The organism is Nonomuraea sp. NPDC026600 (assembly GCF_040638335.1).
Classification (GTDB): domain Bacteria; phylum Actinomycetota; class Actinomycetes; order Streptosporangiales; family Streptosporangiaceae; genus Nonomuraea.
This window is the reverse complement of the sequence record NZ_JBEZYD010000016.1, coordinates 1-17,327: the sequence shown is the minus strand read 5'-3', so window position 1 is coordinate 17,327 and position 17,327 is coordinate 1. Positions and strand designations below refer to the sequence as shown.

Genomic DNA, 17,327 nt, shown 5'->3' with positions numbered 1-17,327 from the left:
CGGATGGCGCAACCGTTGGCCCGTGAGGTGGCCGTGGAGGTGGCCAAGCAGTACGGCGTCTGTATCCGGCCGGTGCCGCTCAAGCGGCTCGACACCCACACCGGTCAGTGGGAGGTCGTAGACGCGCCGTGTGGGGCCACTCTGGAGGCCAAGTGCCCGCCGTGTGCCAAACGCAACCGGCAGCTCCGGATGGCGCAATGCCGGGAAGGCTGGCACCTCGACCACGAACCCGCCATCACCCCCGACCAGCCGAACGACGCCCAACGCTGGCTGATCGAATTCCGCGCCGATGCCCAAGCACAGCGGGAGCGGGCCGCGTCCACTGGTGAGGACACGGCCGACTGGGACACCGCCATCGAGGGCATCGACGCCGAGATCAACGAGGCGGACATGCGGGGCAACGTCCTGGGGCGGACGGCTGCCAAGCGCAACCGCTCGACCAAGCGGCGCCAGGATGCCCCAGACCTGCCCAGGCGCGCGATGACCAAAAGCACACTCGGCCGGACGTTCACCAGCTCGGACGGCAAGACCTACCGGCCCTCGCTCTTCGTCACCCTCACCCTCCCCTCCTACGGCAAGATCAAGAACGGCGTCCCGGTCGATCCGGACAGCTACGACTACGGGCGGGCCGCTCGTGACGCGCTGCACTTCGCCAAGCTGGTGGACCGGTTCGTGCAGAATCTTCGCCGCGTCGCTGGCTATGACGTGCAGTACTTCGCGGCGGTCGAACCGCAGAAACGCCTCGCTCCGCACCTGCACATGGCCATTCGCGGCACCCTGCCGCGTGCGGAGGTCAAGCAGATCGCCGCCGCCACCTACCACCAGGTGTGGTGGCCACCAACCGACCGGGTCGTCTTCGACGGTGATCGCCTGCCCGTGTGGGAGGACGAAGTCGGCTACCTCGACCCGGCAACCGGCGAGGTACTGCCCACCTGGGAAGAGGCGCTGGACCAGCTCGACCACGACCAGGCGGCTGAACCTCTGCACGTCTCCCGCTTCGGCGTCCAAGTCGACGTTCAGGGCGTGCTGGCCGGTACCCCGGACTCCGACCAGTGCATCCGCTACCTGTCCAAGTACCTGACCAAATCGATCAACGACAGTCTCCACCCCGGCGACCAGGCCCACAAAGATCACGCCGCACGGATGGGGAAGGCGCTGCGCTTCGAACCCTGCTCCCCCACCTGCCCCAACTGGCTGCGCTACGGAGTCCAGCCCAAGAACGCCAAGCCGGGCATGACGCCGGGCCGATGCCGGGGCAAGGCCCACAAGCCCGACCACCTCGGCTACGCCGGACGACGCGTCCTGGTCTCCCGCAAGTGGTCGAACAAGACCCTGGCCGAACACAAGCAGGACCGCCGCACCTGGGTCCTGGAAGCCCTCGGCCAGAGCGACCAGCCACCAGACCCGCACCGCTACGTGTGGAAGCCGGTCCCGGCCGGTGACGCCAATCTCGCGCCGCTGGCCGTACGCCTCCTGCGGTCGGTCGCCGAACGCCAACGCTGGCGCGCTCACCTCGCCCGGCTCCAGGCCCAAGCAGACGGCCAAGATCCTTCGGCAACTGCGCCAGAGGGAAGAGCGGCATGAAGGGGCAGCTCGCACAAGAGTCCCTGTCGCTGCTTCCGGAGCTGGCTCGGGGCCGGTTGCTCACCGTCGAAGAGGCGGCCGAACGGCTGAACACCTCGGTCCGCTTCCCCCGCCGACTGATCGAAGAGCGGCGGATCGCCTTCATCCACATCGGACGCAATGTCCGCATCCCCGAAGCGGCGCTGGAAGCGTTCATCGCTGCGGGACTCGTCGAGCCGATCACCACGCGCCGCAGGAGGGCCGCGTAATGGCCAAGACCGTACTCGCCACCCCTGAAGAGCCCAAGCGGTCCGCCAGGTCCAACTCCCCCAAGAGGCGCTTCGGTCGCGTCCGTTTGCTTCCTTCAGGTCGTTTCCAGGCGCGATATCTCGGGCCTGACGCAGCAGACCGACCAGCGCCGTATACCTTCGCCACGAAGGGCGAGGCAGATCGCTGGCTCGTGCTCAAAGAGGCGGAGATCCAGCGTGGCGACTGGATGAACCCGGACGGCGGCATGGTCTCGTTCGAGGTCTACGCCACCCAATGGATCGACGATCGGGTGATCAAGAGAACGACGGAGGGGCTCTACCGGAGTCTCCTCAAGAACCACCTCATGCCGACTTTCGGCAATCGGCAGCTCGGCGACATCAAGGACGCGGACGTCCGTCAGTGGCGCAAGGAACGTCTCCAAGCGACGGGACAGTCCACGGTCGCCAAGGCGTACCAGCTCCTCAAGTCGATCCTGAACACGGCAGTAGCCGACGAGTTGATCAGACGCAGTCCCTGCCGGATCAAGGGAGCCTCCGTTGCTGACACGCCGGAGCGGCCGGTGATCCCGCTGGCCAAGGTCCTGGAGATCGCCGACACCGTGCCAGAGCGATACCGCTCGCTGGTCCTCCTCGGGACTTTCACGAGCCTCCGGTGGGGCGAACTGGCTGGGCTCCGTCGTACGAACCTCGATATGGAGTCGAGAGTTGTACGAGTCGTGGGCACGCTGGCGGAACTGAACGGCGGCACGCTCGTGGATGAGACGCCCAAGTCGCGAGCCGGTCGCCGGATTGTCGCCATCCCCTCGGAGATCATCCCCGACCTTCGGAGCCACCTGGAGCAGTATGCCGAACCGGGGGACAACGGTCACGTCTTCATCGGCCCCAAGGGCGGGGTCCTGCGGCGCTCGGCCTTCCGGCGCATCTGGAACAAGGTTCAGATTGCCGTGGGGCTCCCCAATGTCCACTTCCACGACCTACGGCATGCGGGAAACACCCTGGCCGCATCCACAGGAGCGAGCCTGCGGGAGTTGATGACCCGTATGGGCCACTCCTCGACCCGAGCCGCGCTGATCTACCAGCACGCGACACAGGAACGTGACCAGGCCATCGCCCAGGCGCTCGGCAAGGCGCTGAAGGGGGCACGCAAGACACGCGGAAAGAAGGGATCGGGCACGCAACGGGCACGGAAGATCCAAAAAAAGAAGTGAAGATCGCAAAAGGCCAGGCCACCCATGCGGATGACCTGGCCTTTTGTCGTGTGGAGCGGACGACGGGAATCGAACCCGCGTAGCTAGTTTGGAAGACTAGGGCTCTACCATTGAGCTACGTCCGCGCGAACCAGTCGAAGTCTGGTCTAGACTTCAACCGGTCGTCAGGGCGTAAGCGTACCGGAGTCACGGAGCGCGTGCGTACCCGGCGAGACGGGGCGTGGCGCAGCTTGGCAGCGCGCTTGCTTTGGGAGCAAGAAGTCGCAGGTTCAAATCCTGTCGCCCCGACCAGCTCAGAGGCCCCCTCCATATCGGAGGGGGTTTTCTGCTTGTCTGACGTTCCCTCGACGGTCGGGAGATGCGGTCCATCGCCACGGCTCCGGTCAGCACTACGGGACGGATCTGCTTCCGGTAAACCGCAACGCCCCTTCCGTTCGGAGACGGCTCATGGATGGGAGCGTCCCCGCCGGCCCCCAGAAACTTCCATCGAAGATTCGGGGGCCGCCACGCTCCGGCTCGGAGATGATCATCCCCGCACGATGTGCCCGGCCGGTCTGCCCACCACCAGAACGGCACGCTCACTGCGCTTCCTCGCGGTATGGGTCGCACGATGGACGCATCGCGCTGGGTGTGGAACGGCTGATCGCACGGCCCTGGACCCGAAGCTGGGCCGCAGTGCCCCGGCTGGCCGCCTTCGCCGCCGGCTACGGGGTGGAGTGACCGGTGGCTTCCGGCGGGGTGTCGTCGGCGGCACCTTCATCGGTGGCGGAGTGTTCGCTGCGCCGCATGCGTCCGTGGTCCTCCGAGTCGGAGTCGTTCTCGGCCTGGGCGAAGAGGTTGAACAGAGAGGTCTCGGGGGGATTGACGACGCGATCGGGCGACTCCAGGGGGCGGGGGGGACCGAAGGGCTGGAATGGCGGAGTCCAGGCGGCGGTCTCCTGAGGGTCCGTGCCGGAGCCGAGTACGGGCGGACTGGCCGCGGGTCGCGGGCTCTCCTGTTCGTAGAGTGCGCCGGGTAGGGCACTTTCCTGTTCGCCGAGGGCGGCGGCCTCGATGACTTCCAGGAGTTGCCGCCTCCACTCGTCGGGCTCGGCGGGGCTGCGGTGGGGGGTGGGCGTTGGGATGGGTTCCACGTATCCGGCGGTGGCCAAGCGGGTCCCGCGGCGGGCCTTGACCACCAGCATCGTGAGCACGGCCAGCAGGGCCGCTACGACCACCACGGCCGAGGTGATCACCGTTGGAGTGGACAAGCTCGGCGGGGAGCTGGTGATCGCGGCGTTGAGGTGCGTGGGGAAGGCTCCTGGAGTGGTGCTGGGCGCCGTTGGCGTGGCAGCGGTGTCCTCCGCGATGGCGAGCTCGGTTGTGGGGGTCGCGGTTGACGTGGGTGAGGACGAAGCGGTGGTCGTCGCTTCAGTAGAGGTGGCGGTCGGCTCGGCTTCGGAGGTGGCCGCGGCTGACGGCGAGTCCGACGTCGTGGGGGTGTCTGTGGGGGAGGGCGAGTCGGATGTTGCGGGGGTGGGGGTGGCTGAAGGGGAGTCGGATGCTGTGGGGGTGGGGGTGGCTGATGACGAATCCGACGTAGTGGTGGTGGGCGTGGAGGAAGGCGTATCGAAGGTGGGGGTGGCAGTCGGTGTGTCTGAAGTGGGCCGTGGAGTAGCTGTGGTCGAAGGTGTGTCGGATGTCGAGGTGGGTGTGGCTGTTGGTGTGTCAGAGGTTGGCTGGGGAGTGGTCAGGTCAGTGTGGTGGTCGGGCCACCGCTGCTGGCCCTCGTCCCTGCCGGACTGCTCGTGGGGCGTCCGGTGACCGGGTTGGTCGTCGGTGATCTGCGCATTGGGCTGCACATCGGTGGACTGGTGGTCCGGTCGTTCCTGGGTGCCGGATCTTGCCTCGGAGGTTCGGTCGGCGGGTTGCTCTTGGGGCCCGTGGGGGCCGGGCCGTGCCTCGGTGGTCTGGTACCACGAGGCCAAGTTGTAGGCCGCGTCGATGACCTTCTGAATCTCTGCTGTCATAGAAGTGTGGGACCTCCCGGACTGGGCCGGATTTACCCATACAGATCCTGACAGAAGTGATGATTAAGGACTGATGTGGCTAAACCGGAAGCCTGTGGTAGGGCGAGAGTACCTTGCCATTTCCGCAGGTCAAGTGCCCCTAAAGGGGTGACTAAGAGCTCTGCTTGGAGTAAAAGCCCAGGTCAGAGGTTTAGTCTGAAATGCCATATATCGTGAACTATGTAGAAAGATCTACCAAATTCAAACCGGGCCGCGGCGGACTGCGGTTGCCATGCGGAAAGATGGGCCTTGAGGTGATCTCTTTATGTGGTTGGAGTGGCTGGCCGCACACTCCCAGGCGGACAAGTTGACGGTCGGTTCGCCGGCCGTCTCGGAAAGCATCGCGGGGATCGAGGATGCCATCGGGCGGCCCGTTCCAGAGGCACTCGCTCAGTTGCTCCGCGAGACCGATGGGATCGAGGACGAGTACGGCTCTCACATCGTGTGCCCGGCCAAGTTGATCAGGGAGCACAATCAGAGCCTTCGCACCTCCCCCGGCTTCCGCGAGCTTTATATGCCATTCGACGGATTGCTGTTCTTCGGAGAGGCGGGGAACGGTGATCTCTTCGGCGTCCCGCTGCTGGATGGCGAGGGGAGGTCGGACGTCTACGTGTGGGACCACGAGGACGACAGCCGTTCCTGGGTGGCATCTGATCTCCAGCAGTACATCGACTGGTCGTTGATCGGTCGTATCCAGCGCTGATGCGCTGACGCCAGGCAGTAGCGCCTCAAGCAGGTGAAGGCCCGGCGGCCGCGTAGTCGCATGCCCGAATGTCTGGGTCGGCGCGCCTCCGCCGCCTGTTCGAATCGCGGCATCGGGGGCGAGTGGCCCTCCGCGTGTTGTTGCCCGGTATCGCGACAAACCACGGCGTACTACCTTGGCGCGGTGAATTCGATCATTTCCCTCTTACTCGTCGCGGCCGTCGCCGCGCCGGGCGCGCCCGACAAGGGTCGCTCGGAGCCGGTGGCGGACCCCGTCTACCCCGCCTACGGCAATCCCGCGATCGATGTCCTCCACTACGGGCTGGAGCTCGACTGGAAGCCGTCCAAGCGGCTGCTCACCGGTAAGGCCCTGCTCACGGTCAGAGCCGTCAAGGACATCGACAAGATCGCGCTCGACTTCGGCCACGCGTTGCGGGTGGACGAGGTGACGGTCGCGGGCAAGCGGGTCAAGGCCCGGCATCCGGGTGACGACCTGGTGATCCCGCTGCGCTCCCCGGTGGCGGCGGGCAAGCGGGTCGAGGTGGCCGTGCGCTATCACGGCACTCCCGAGCCCGTACGCACCGGACAGTACCGCTCCGACACGAGCAAACTCGGGTTCCGCTCGGCGGGCGATGGGTCGGCGTGGGCGTTGCAGGAGCCGTACGGGGCCTTCACCTGGTTCCCCGTGAACGACCAGCCGTCCGACGAGGCGCGCTACGACGTGGCGGTCACGGTGCCGCGCGGGTGGGCGGCCGTGGCGCACGGGCGGTTCCAGGGCCGTAAGGGGAACACCTACCGCTGGCGTTCGACCGAGTCGGTGGCCAGCTACGTCACGCTGCTCACCATCGATCACTACGATCGCTTCAACGACAAGGGGCCGCGCGGGATCCCGATCACATACTGGCTCCGCAAGGGCGACCAGTCGAAATACCTTCCCGTCGTACGGCAGACGCCGGCGATCCTGCGCTGGCTGGAGAAGCGGCTGGGACCGTACCCCTTCTCCAGCGCGGGTGTGGTCGTCACCAGTGACTCGGGGATGGAGACCCAGCAGATGGTGACGCTGGCCCCCGAATTCCTCACGCCCAATGTGGTGGCGCACGAGATGGCGCACCAGTGGTTCGGTGACGCGGTCACGCCCCGGACCTGGCGGGACCTGTGGCTGAACGAGGGCTTCGCGATGTACTTCGAGTGGCAGTGGGCCTCCGACCACGGGTCCAAGAAGCTGGAGACCTATCTCAGCGACGCTCGGGCACTCGACGGGGAGTTGCGCAGGCAGGCGGGGCCGCCCGGGCACTACAAGTCGGACATGTTCGGGGCGAGCAACGTGTATTACGCTCCCGCGCTGATGCTGCACGAGATCCGCAAGCAGCTCGGGGACAAGCGGTTCTTCGCGACGCTGCGAGCGTGGGTGCAGGAGCACAAGGGGACCACGCAGGACCGGGCGTCGTTCGTGTCGTGGCTGAACAATCGGACCGGGCAGGATTTCACCGCCCTGATCGACGACTGGCTCGACTCGCCGACGACGCCGACGACCTCGTAAGGGCTAGCCCATGAGCCGCCGCACCCGTACGTGCACGTGCGGGTGCGTGGCCATCAGGCGGCCCTTCTTCGTACGGCCGGCCACCAACCCCAACGCCGGCACCCCGCGCCGCAGGTCCGTCAGGGGGATGCCGTCCTCCTCGTGCACCTTGAGCAGCGCCGAGGCGAGCAGGCCCGGCTGGCCGAGCAGGTCGGCGGCGGCGCGGTCGGCGGCCAGTTCCCTGGAGCGGCTGAGCCAGCGCAGCGGCAGGTGCGCGAGGAAGCTGGCCAGCCCCGCGGCGGCACCGCCCACCAGCATCGCCAGCCCGATGAACAGCCCGAAGGGGAATTCCTCCAAGAACAACCCCGGAGCCTGCACCGCGACCCGCCCGGTGCCCTTGGCGAACGTCGCCAGCGCGATCGCGAACGAGCTCGCCAGCGTCATCACCGCCACGTCCTGGTGCCGGATGTGCGCGATCTCGTGCGCGAGCACCGCGGTCAGCTCACCGGGCTCCAGGCGGGCGCGCAGCCCCTCGGTGACGATGATCGTCGAGCTGCGCCGTGACCGGCCGACCGTGTAGGCGTTCGGGGCGGGCGACGGGCTGATCGCCAGCCGCGGCTTGGCCACGTCGCTCAGGGCGCAGAGCCGATCGAGTACGGCGTGCAGCTCCGGTTCCTGCTCGGCCGTGACGTACCGGGCCCTGGTCATCCGCCGCGCCATGGCCTCGGTGGACCACCACTGCACGAGCAGGACGAGGACGGCTCCGAGGGCGACGTACAGGACGGGAACCGCTATCAGCACGAGACCGGCCAGAACAGCCGAGTAGATGGCCACCAGCAGGGCCATAGGGATGAGCATGCGCACCTTCGGAACCTCCAGCCGACAACGACGGGCCAGAAGGTCTCCCTCGCCACACAGGGCCCACCTGACCGGGCCGAGAGGGCCGTCATGACGATCAGGCGTGTTCGGAGGTACTCCCCTTCACTTCAAGAAAGGGTAATAAATCAGGCCTCGGTACGGAAGAGGGCCCACACGGCTTTGCCACCCCGAGCCAGCGGGTCCCAGCCCCAGCACTGGCTGTAGGTTTCGACGATGTAGAGGCCACGACCATTCTCGGAGATGAAGTCGGGCTCCTTGGGGGTGGGGATCTCGTCGCTCGGGTCGGCCACGGCCAGCAGCACGTGGGGGACGACCCGCATCAGCAGTAGCTGGATCTCCCGCCGGCCTCTGGCGTACATCGCGTACCTGACCGCGTTCGTGACCAGTTCGGACACGACCAGCGCGGCGTCATCGCCCAGTTCCGGCAGACCCCATCCGCGTAATGTGGAGCGCGTCACGTCCCTGGCGGTCTTCACCGAGTCGGCCTGGAAGGGCAGCGGACACGAGGTCGTGTACGGCTTCCCGGCGCTCAACAGGCTGTCGAACCCCACGTCACGGGTGATCTGCAGGCAGTCGGCAGTGGCCAAGGGGTCCTCCACCATCCCGCCGATACCTCCCGATAGCTATTGGGTTCGTGCATGTTTGGCCCAATATGCACTAGGCCATCATGGGACACGACTCCCGGTCGCTGCAAGACCCAAATGCACGTGCATGTGCAATGTGCAGCCGCATGGGCGGTTACCGGTAGGGGTATCCAATTCGGACACCAGGTTGAGACCTTGTCATACGCGGCAATGTGGTGTCACTGTGTGTGCGGACCTTGATAGGAGGCAGAGTGACGCAGAACCAGCCGGGTTCCGGCCCTACGGCGCTGCGCATCCTCCTGGGCTCCCAGCTGCGCAGGCTCAGGGAGGGGAAAGGCGTTACTCGCGAGGAGGCGGGCCACCTCATCAGGGGGTCCGAATCCAAGATCAGCCGCATGGAGCTGGGTCGCGTCGGCTTCAAGGAGCGCGACGTGGCCGATTTGCTGACTCTTTACGGGGTCGTGGACAACCAGGCACGCGCAGCCGTACTCGATCTGGTGGCCACGGCGAACGAACCCGGTTGGTGGCACCGGTTCAACGACATCCTGCCCACGTGGTTCCAGGCGTACGTCGGCCTCGAGGAGGCCGCGGCCAGGATCAGGACCTACGAGGTCCAGTTCGTCCCCGGCTTGTTACAGACCAAGGAATACGCCCGGGCGGTGGTCACCGCGGGCTCGGCCGGCATCAGCGTGGAGGAGATCGCCCGCCGGGTGGATCTCCGGCTCGAACGCCAGCGCATGTTCGACAGGCCCGACGGCCCGGTCTTCTGGGCGGTCATCGACGAGGCCGCGCTGCGCCGCCCCATCGGCGGCGCCGAGGTGATGCGGGCTCAGCTCGAACACCTCATCGACCTGATGCGCCAGCCCAACATCACCATCCAGGTCATGCCGTTCAGTTTCGGCGGACACAGTGCCGAGGGCGGCGCGTTCACCGTCCTGCGCTTCCCCGATCACGACCTGCCGGACGTGGTGTACGTCGAACAGCTCGCCAGCGCTCTCTACCTGGACAAACGCGAGGATGTCGACCGCTACACCGAGGTGATGGAGCGGCTCTGCGCCGTCAGCACCACGCCCGATGAGACCGTCGAGCTCTTGCGGGTGATCGCCGAGGAGTTCTGACGGGTCGTCTCGTCGTCGTTGGGTACGCATCTACCCTAGACTGGCGAACGGCGCTTGGATCCCGCCAAGGCGGAGCATGCCCAGCGCCGCTCATGTGGGCGCGGCGCGTGAGCCGTACCAAAACTGGACGCGCCCGCGATCACTCGAAGCTTGATCAAGGAGACCACCCCGTGAAGACCGCTGTCGAGGAGCTCAGCCCGACCAGGGTGAAGCTCACTGTCGAGGTGCCGTTCGAAGAGCTGCGCCCGAGCCTGGATGCGGCGTACAAGAAGGTCGCGCAGCAGGTGCGCGTCCCCGGGTTCCGCCCTGGCAAGGTTCCGGCCCGCATCATCGAGCAGCGCTTCGGCCGCGCGGTGGTGCTGGAGGAGACCCTTAACGACGCGGTGCCCAAGCTGTACGGCCAGGCCGTCGACGAGGTCGACGTCTTCCCGGTCAGCCAGCCCGACATCGAGATCACCAAGATCGAGGACGGCGAGCAGGTCGAGTTCACCGCCGAGGTGGACGTCCGGCCCAACTTCGACGTCCCCGACTACGCGGGCGCCGAGGTCACCGTCGACTCCGCCGAGGTCGCCGACGAGGACATCGACAGCCAGCTCGACGCGCTGCGCCAGCGCTTCGCCACGCTGACCGGTGTCGAGCGCCCCGCGGCCGCCGGCGACTTCGTCGTGATGGACCTGCGTGCCGAGATCGACGGCGCCAACATCGAGGAGCAGCAGGCCAACGAGGTCTCCTACGAGGTCGGTGCCGGCTCTGTGCTGCAGGGCCTCGACGACGCGCTCGTGGACATGTCCGCGGGCGAGGAGAAGAGCTTCAAGACCGAGCTGGTCGGCGGTGAGAACGCCGGTGAGGAAGCCGACGTCATCATCACCGTCAAGACGGTCAAGGAGAAGGTCCTGCCCGAGCTCGACGACGAGTTCGCCCAGCTGGCGAGCGAGTTCGACACGCTCGGCGAGCTGAAGGACAGCATCCGCGAGCAGGCCCGCCGCAACAAGCTGGTGGACCAGGTCGTCCAGGCCCGCGAGAAGGCCCTCGACGCGCTGCTCGACCAGATCGAGATGCCGATCCCCGACAGCGCGCTCAAGGCCGAGGTTGACGCTCGCAAGCACAACCTCGAGCACCAGATCTCCGAGAGCGGGCTGAGCCGCGAGGCCTTCTTCCGCCTCTACCAGACGACCGAGGAGGAGCGCTTCGCCGAGTTCGACAGCAGCTCCGCCAAGGCCATCAAGGTCGGGTTCGTCCTTGACAAGATCGTCAAGAGCGAGGAGCTGGGCGTCTCCGAGCAGGAGCTGACCAACTTCGTCGTCCGCCGGGCCATGGAGATGGGCGTCCAGCCCAACCAGCTGGCCCAGCACCTGGCCGACAACGACCAGCTCACGCTGGCCATGGTCGAGATCGTCCGTGACAAGGCCAAGTCCGTCGTCGGTGACGCCGCCAAGGTGGTCGACTCCGAGGGCAACGAGGTGGACCTCAAGGCCATCTACACCGAGCTCAACGGCGCGGAGGTCGAAGAGGAGCCCGCCGACGAGCCGGCTGAGGAGAAGGCCGACGCCTAGCCCCAGAAACGGCGCCAAGCCCCCGATCCGGATGGTTCGGGGGCTTCGCACTGCTCTGGACGCCCGCACCTGCGCCGTCAGCGAACAGCAGGCAGACGGGGCATGACCTGTGTGCCCCGCGCGTTAGGGTCACAGGCAAAGCCAATCGATTACGACGCATCGGAAGGTGACGCTGTGACCAGCCCGCCGACCTTCTATCAGCCTGAGTCGCGAGGCCGTGAGAACGGCTCGTCCTTCCGGCTTGAGGACCAGCTTTACCAGCGCCTGCTGCGTGAGCGCATCATCGTGCTCGGACAGGAGGTGAACGACGAGATCGCCAACCGGATCTGTGCCGAGCTGTTGCTGCTCGCGGCCGACGATCCGGACCGTGACATCTGGCTGTACATCAACTCGCCTGGCGGGTCGGTGACAGCCGGCATGGCCATCTACGACATGATGGAATACGTGCCCAACGACGTGGCCACGGTCGCCATGGGGCTGGCCGCCTCCATGGGGCAGTTCCTGCTGTCGGCGGGCGAGAGAGGCAAGCGTTACGCGCTGCCACACGCGCGCATCATGATGCACCAGCCGTCCGGTGGCATCGGTGGCACCGCCGCCGACATCGCCATCCAGGCGGAGCAGATGCTCTACGTGAAGAAGACCCTGGCCGAGCGGATCGCGTTCCACACGGGTCAGTCGCTCGACCAGGTCGAGGCCGACTCCGATCGAGACCGTTGGTTCACAGCTGAAGAGGCCAAGGACTACGGCTTCATCGACCACGTCGTGCGCAGCGCGAGGCAGGTGCCCTCGCAGGGCGCCGTGTCCTAGGGGAGTTGAATTGAACATCGAAAGCCGGTACGTTCTCCCCTCCTTCGTCGAACGCACGTCCTATGGCGTGAAGGAGATGAATCCGTACAACAAGCTCTTCGAGGATCGCATCATCTTCCTCGGAGTGCAGATCGACGACGCGTCGGCCAACGACGTGATGGCCCAGCTGCTGACGCTGGAGTCGCTCGACCCCGACCGTGACATCAGCATCTACATCAACTCGCCGGGCGGTTCCTTCACCGCCATGACGGCGATTTACGACACGATGCAGTTCGTCCGGCCGGAGATCCAGACCGTCTGCCTGGGCCAGGCCGCCTCCGCCGCGGCCGTGCTGCTGGCCGGTGGCACCCCGGGCAAGCGGTTCGCGCTTCCCAACGCCAGGGTGCTCATCCACCAGCCCTCCACCGAGGGTGGCGGCCAGGGAAGCGACATCGAGATTCAGGCCCGCGAGATCCTTCGCATGCGCTCCCTCCTGGAGGAGATCGTGGCGAAGCACTCCGGAAAGCGCCCTGCGGAAGTCCGAAAGGACATCGAACGCGACAAAATTCTCAACGCGGACGAGGCAAAGGCGTATGGTCTGATCGACGACATCATCCCGTCGAGGAAGAAACGAGCTCAGGCCGTCGCTTCCTGATGAGATGTGACGCACCGGAGCGCTGCCCAATAGGGCACGTTCCGGTGCGACTCGCCGCCAGGGGGCTCACCGAGGGCCCAGAAGACGGTAACGTCGAAACCTGAGCGGTTCGGACCCGGTCCGGTAGATACGGATCGCGGGAGCAGGGCGGTCCCACGCAAAGGAGTATCTGGGGTGGCACGCATCGGCGACGGGGGAGACCTGCTGAAGTGCTCTTTCTGCGGGAAGAGCCAGAAGCAAGTCAAGAAGCTCATTGCCGGTCCAGGCGTCTACATCTGCGATGAGTGCATCGATCTCTGCAACGAGATCATCGAAGAGGAGCTCTCGGAGTCCTCTGAGCTCAAGTGGGACAACCTGCCCAAGCCGAGGGAGATCTACGAGTTCCTCGACGCCTATGTCATCGGTCAGGACAAGGCGAAGAAGGCGCTCTCGGTGGCGGTCTACAACCACTACAAGCGGGTGCAGTCCGGCGACCGAGGTAGAGACGACGGTCTGGAGCTGTCCAAGAGCAACATCCTGCTGCTCGGCCCCACGGGCTCGGGCAAGACGCTGCTCGCGCAGACGCTGGCGAAGATGCTCAACGTGCCCTTCGCCATCGCCGACGCCACGGCCCTCACCGAGGCCGGATACGTCGGCGAGGACGTCGAGAACATCCTCCTCAAGCTCATCCAGGCCGCTGACTACGACGTCAAGAAGGCCGAGACCGGCATCATCTACATCGACGAGGTCGACAAGATCGCTCGCAAGAGCGAAAACCCGTCGATCACGCGTGACGTCTCCGGTGAGGGCGTCCAGCAGGCGCTGCTCAAGATCTTGGAGGGCACGACCGCGAGCGTGCCGCCGCAGGGCGGTCGCAAGCACCCCCACCAGGAGTTCATCCAGATCGACACGACGAACGTGCTGTTCATCTGTGGCGGCGCCTTCGCCGGTCTGGAAAAGATCATCGAGTCGCGCATCGGCAAGAAGGGCATCGGCTTCAACGCCATCATCCGGTCGAAGGAAGAGGTCGACATGGCCGACATCTTCGGCGACGTGATGCCCGAGGACCTGCTGAAGTTCGGCATGATCCCCGAGTTCGTCGGTCGTCTGCCGGTCATCACCTCGGTGCACAACCTCGACCGCGAGGCGCTCATCCAGATCCTCACCGAGCCCCGCAACGCGCTGGTCAAGCAATACCGCAAGCTGCTGGAGCTCGACGGCGTGGAGCTGGAGTTCACCGACGGCGCGCTCGAGGCCATCGCGGACCAGGCGATCCTGCGTGGCACCGGCGCCCGCGGCCTGCGCGCCATCCTCGAAGAGGTGCTCCAGTCGGTGATGTACGAGGTGCCGTCGCGCCAGGACGTCGCGCGCGTGGTCATCACCCGCGAGTCGGTGCTCGAACACGCCATCCCGACGCTCGTACCCCGCGACCAGCTCGCCGCGAAGCAGCAGCGCGCACCGCGGGAAAAGTCCGCCTGATCCGTTCCCTTCGGCAAGCGCCCCGTGGAGTATCACTCCCCGGGGCGTTTCGCTTTCCTCCTTCCCTAGAATTGGTCACTGTGACAACGCCAGAGCTGCCTACCCAGTACACCCCGGCCGACGTCGAAACCCGGAGCTACGAGCGCTGGGTAACCGGAGGTTTCTTCCACGCCGACCCGGGCAGCCCGCGCGTGCCGTACAGCATCGTCCTTCCCCCGCCGAACGTGACCGGCGTCCTGCACATTGGGCACGCGCTCGACCACTCCATCCAGGACGCGCTCACCCGCCGGGCCCGCATGCAGGGGCGCGAGACGCTGTGGCTGCCCGGCATGGACCACGCGGGCATCGCCACCCAGAACGTCGTCGAGCGCGAGCTGGCCAAGCAGGGCCTGTCGCGCCACGACCTCGGGCGTGAGGAGTTCGTGGAGCGCGTCTGGCAGTGGAAGGAGGAGTCCGGTGGCCGGATCCTCGGCCAGATGCGCAAGCTCGGCGACGGCGTCGACTGGTCGCGCGAGCGCTTCACCATGGACACAGGGCTCTCGCGGGCCGTCCAAACGATCTTCAAACGGCTCTTCGACGACGGGCTGATCTACCGGGCCGAACGCATCATCAACTGGTGCCCCCGCTGCCTCACCGCCCTGTCCGACATCGAGGTGGAGCACAGCGAGGACGACGGCGAGCTCGTCTCCATCCGCTACTCCGACGAGATCGTGGTGGCGACCACCCGCGCGGAGACCATGCTCGGCGACACCGCCGTGGCCGTGCACCCCTCAGACGAGCGTTACGCCCACCTGATCGGCACGCTGGTCGAGGTGCCGCTCACCGGCCGCCAGATCCCTGTGGTCGCCGACGAGCACGTCGACCCCGCCTTCGGCACCGGTGCGGTCAAGGTGACGCCGGCTCACGACCCCAACGACTTCGAGATCGGCCGGCGCCATTCGCTGCCGTCGCTGACCGTCATGGACGAGCGTGGCGTGATCACCGCACACGGGCCGTTCGAGGGACTCGACCGCTTCGAGGCGCGCCCCGCGGTGGTCGCCGCGCTCCGCGCCGAGGGCAGGATCGTCGCCGAGAAGCGCCCATACGTCCACTCGGTCGGCCACTGCTCGCGCTGCAAGACGGTGGTGGAGCCGAGGCTGTCGCTGCAGTGGTTCGTCAACGTCTCGCCACTGGCCAAGGCCGCCGGTGACGCGGTGCGTGACGGACGCACCCGCATCCACCCGCCCGAGCTGGCCAAGCGCTACTTCGACTGGGTCGACGACATGCACGACTGGTGCATCTCGCGCCAGCTTTGGTGGGGGCATCGCATCCCGGTCTGGTACGGCCCGTCCGGCGAGGTCGTGTGCGTGGGCCCCGACCAGGACCCGCCCGCCGGCTACGTCCAGGACTCCGACGTGCTCGACACCTGGTTCTCCTCGGGCCTGTGGCCGTTCTCCACGCTGGGCTGGCCCGACGCGACGCCGGAGCTCGAGCGCTTCTATCCGACGTCCGTGCTGGTCACGGGCTACGACATCCTGTTCTTCTGGGTCGCGCGGATGATGATGTTCGGCCTGTACGCCATGGACGGCGAGCCGCCTTTCCGTGTGGTGGCGCTGCACGGCATGGTCCGTGACCAGTACGGCAAGAAGATGTCCAAGTCGTTCGGCAACGTCGTCGACCCGCTCGACTGGATCGAGCGCTTCGGCGCCGACGCCACCCGCTTCACCCTGCTGCGCGGCGCCAACCCCGGCGCCGACGTCGCGGTGAGCGAGGAATGGGCGGCCGGCTCGCGCAACTTCTGCAACAAGATCTGGAACGCCACGCGCTTCGCGCTGATGAACGGCGCGGCCACCGGCTCCCTCGACGGGCTCGACCTGACGGCGGCAGACCGCTGGATCCTGTCACGGCTGCAGAGTGTGATCTCGTCGGCCGACGCGGCCTTCGAGGAGTTCGAGTTCGCCAAGGCGTCCGATCTGCTCTACCACTTCGCGTGGGACGAGGTCTGCGACTGGTATCTGGAGCTGGCCAAGATCCAGCTCGGCGAGGGGCTGGAGCACACGCGGCTCGTGCTGGGCCATGTGCTCGACACGCTGCTGCGGCTGATGCACCCGCTGGTGCCGTTCGTCACCGAGGAGCTGTGGCGGGCCGTCACGGGCGGCGAGTCGGTCGTCGTGGCACCGTGGCCGCAGGTCGACTCCGGCCGTAGCGATCCGGCGGCTGAGGCGGAGATCGTCGCTCTGCAGGAGCTGGTGACGGAGGTTCGGCGGTTCCGTTCGGATCAGGGGCTGAAGCCCGGCCAGAAGGTGGCCGCGCGGCTCGGACTGGCCGGCACGGCTCTCACGGGGCAGGAGGGGGCTATTCGCTCGCTCCTGCGGCTGACGGAGCCGTCTGACGCCTTTTCGGCCACCGCCCGCTTCACCGTGGGCGGGGTGACCGTGGAGATCGACACCGCGGGCGCCATCGACGTGGCGGCCGAGCGCAAGCGGCTGGAGAAGGATCTGGCGGCCGCACGCAAGGATGCGGCCCAGGCCACGGCCAAGCTGGGCAACGAGCAGTTCATGGCCAAGGCGCCCGAGGACGTGGTCGCCAAGGTCAGAGGGCGTGCGGAGCAGTCGGCGGCCGACATCGCGCGGCTCGAGAGCCAGCTCGCCGGTTTGGGTGTTTGAGCGAGACACACCGGGGGAAGACCTGTTCGTTACCGAAGTTGGGTCTTCCCCCCCGCTGGGGCTGCTAGAGTCTTCAACGCAGGGCAGTAGCCCTGACAAACTCTCTGATCACTCCCGATCTTTAGGCTGTGTCCGCAAGCGATTGGACACGGACGAGAAGTTAGGGTAAGTTAGCAGGGTTGCCCCGGAACGAACCGGATCGGCCGATTTGACAAGAATCGTCCGGGTCTGGTAAACTTCGGAAGACGAAATGAGCGCCTCTCGCAGGTTGGGGAGTACGCGTCCGTTTCTTGAGAACTCAACAGTGTGTTAAAAGCCAGTGCATGATGCACAACCCCGT

15 protein-coding genes and 2 tRNA genes are annotated in these 17,327 nt (G+C 66.4%); 13 read left to right on the top strand and 4 right to left on the bottom strand.

The features are described from left to right. Positions 1-3 precede the first annotated feature (3 nt). The 3 genes from AB0F17_RS31860 (at position 4) to AB0F17_RS31850 (ending at position 3,040) form a co-directional block, all read left to right on the top strand. On the top strand, positions 4-1,584 hold the full coding sequence (locus AB0F17_RS31860; RefSeq protein ID WP_358030445.1) for a replication initiator: 1,581 nt from the start codon (positions 4-6) through the stop codon (positions 1,582-1,584). Then, positions 1,581-1,832, top strand: coding sequence for an excisionase family DNA-binding protein (locus AB0F17_RS31855; RefSeq protein WP_358030443.1), 252 nt, complete (start codon positions 1,581-1,583; stop codon positions 1,830-1,832). Before AB0F17_RS31860 ends, AB0F17_RS31855 begins: the two co-directional genes overlap by 4 nt. Before the next feature lie 191 nt (positions 1,833-2,023). Next, positions 2,024-3,040, top strand: coding sequence for a tyrosine-type recombinase/integrase (locus tag AB0F17_RS31850; protein WP_358030440.1), 1,017 nt, complete (start codon positions 2,024-2,026; stop codon positions 3,038-3,040). Positions 3,041-3,091: 51 nt separating this feature from the next. On the opposite strand, the gene AB0F17_RS31845 is transcribed toward AB0F17_RS31850, so the two are convergent. Continuing rightward, positions 3,092-3,165, bottom strand: a tRNA-Gly gene (locus tag AB0F17_RS31845). 89 nt (positions 3,166-3,254) lie between these two features. Here AB0F17_RS31845 and AB0F17_RS31840 point away from each other — a divergent pair. Next, positions 3,255-3,331 (top strand) — tRNA-Pro (locus AB0F17_RS31840). Positions 3,332-3,744: 413 nt separating this feature from the next. Here the strand turns inward: AB0F17_RS31840 and AB0F17_RS31835 are convergent. Continuing rightward, positions 3,745-4,275 carry a hypothetical protein gene (locus AB0F17_RS31835; protein ID WP_358030438.1) on the bottom strand — a complete coding sequence of 177 codons (531 nt, stop codon included), beginning with the start codon at positions 4,273-4,275 and terminating at the stop codon, positions 3,745-3,747. Between AB0F17_RS31835 and AB0F17_RS31830 the strand changes: the two genes are divergently transcribed. The 3 genes from AB0F17_RS31830 to AB0F17_RS31820 all read left to right on the top strand — a co-directional run bounded on the left by AB0F17_RS31830 (position 4,268) and on the right by AB0F17_RS31820 (position 7,330). Next, positions 4,268-4,843 (top strand): hypothetical protein, encoded by a 576-nt coding sequence (locus AB0F17_RS31830; RefSeq protein WP_358030435.1) that lies wholly within the window; start codon positions 4,268-4,270, stop codon positions 4,841-4,843. The two genes, AB0F17_RS31835 and AB0F17_RS31830, sit on opposite strands and share 8 nt — an antisense overlap. Positions 4,844-5,359: 516 nt before the next feature. Beyond that, positions 5,360-5,791: an SMI1/KNR4 family protein gene (locus AB0F17_RS31825; protein WP_358030432.1), complete on the top strand. Its 432-nt coding sequence runs from the start codon at positions 5,360-5,362 to the stop codon at positions 5,789-5,791. A gap of 183 nt (positions 5,792-5,974) precedes the next feature. Further along, positions 5,975-7,330: a M1 family metallopeptidase gene (locus tag AB0F17_RS31820; protein WP_358030430.1), complete on the top strand. Its 1,356-nt coding sequence runs from the start codon at positions 5,975-5,977 to the stop codon at positions 7,328-7,330. A 3-nt stretch (positions 7,331-7,333) separates the two neighbouring features. Here AB0F17_RS31820 and AB0F17_RS31815 read toward each other — a convergent pair whose 3' ends face one another. Together AB0F17_RS31815 and AB0F17_RS31810 are read right to left on the bottom strand one after the other, a co-directional pair. Further along, complete coding sequence (locus AB0F17_RS31815; RefSeq protein WP_358030428.1) at positions 7,334-8,167, bottom strand: M48 family metalloprotease; 834 nt, start codon at positions 8,165-8,167, stop codon at positions 7,334-7,336. A gap of 146 nt (positions 8,168-8,313) precedes the next feature. Continuing rightward, on the bottom strand, positions 8,314-8,775 hold the full coding sequence (locus AB0F17_RS31810) for an ATP-binding protein (protein ID WP_358030425.1): 462 nt from the start codon (positions 8,773-8,775) through the stop codon (positions 8,314-8,316). A gap of 248 nt (positions 8,776-9,023) precedes the next feature. Here AB0F17_RS31810 and AB0F17_RS31805 point away from each other — a divergent pair, with 248 nt between their 5' ends. The 6 genes from AB0F17_RS31805 to AB0F17_RS31780 all read left to right on the top strand — a co-directional run bounded on the left by AB0F17_RS31805 (position 9,024) and on the right by AB0F17_RS31780 (position 16,987). Continuing rightward, a complete protein-coding gene (locus AB0F17_RS31805) occupies positions 9,024-9,890 on the top strand; it encodes a helix-turn-helix transcriptional regulator (RefSeq protein ID WP_358030423.1) in 867 nt (288 codons plus the stop codon). Between the two features lie 170 nt (positions 9,891-10,060). Next, entirely contained in the window at positions 10,061-11,443 is a 1,383-nt protein-coding gene (gene tig / locus AB0F17_RS31800; protein WP_358030421.1) for a trigger factor, read from the top strand. A gap of 174 nt (positions 11,444-11,617) precedes the next feature. Next, a complete protein-coding gene (locus AB0F17_RS31795; RefSeq protein ID WP_358030989.1) occupies positions 11,618-12,250 on the top strand; it encodes an ATP-dependent Clp protease proteolytic subunit in 633 nt (210 codons plus the stop codon). 10 nt (positions 12,251-12,260) lie between these two features. Further along, on the top strand, positions 12,261-12,884 hold the full coding sequence (locus AB0F17_RS31790) for an ATP-dependent Clp protease proteolytic subunit (RefSeq protein ID WP_214637437.1): 624 nt from the start codon (positions 12,261-12,263) through the stop codon (positions 12,882-12,884). 174 nt (positions 12,885-13,058) lie between these two features. Further along, complete coding sequence (clpX, locus tag AB0F17_RS31785; RefSeq protein ID WP_358030419.1) at positions 13,059-14,342, top strand: ATP-dependent Clp protease ATP-binding subunit ClpX; 1,284 nt, start codon at positions 13,059-13,061, stop codon at positions 14,340-14,342. An 80-nt stretch (positions 14,343-14,422) separates the two neighbouring features. Further along, a complete protein-coding gene (locus tag AB0F17_RS31780; RefSeq protein ID WP_358030416.1) occupies positions 14,423-16,987 on the top strand; it encodes a valine--tRNA ligase in 2,565 nt (854 codons plus the stop codon). Positions 16,988-17,327 lie beyond the last annotated feature (340 nt).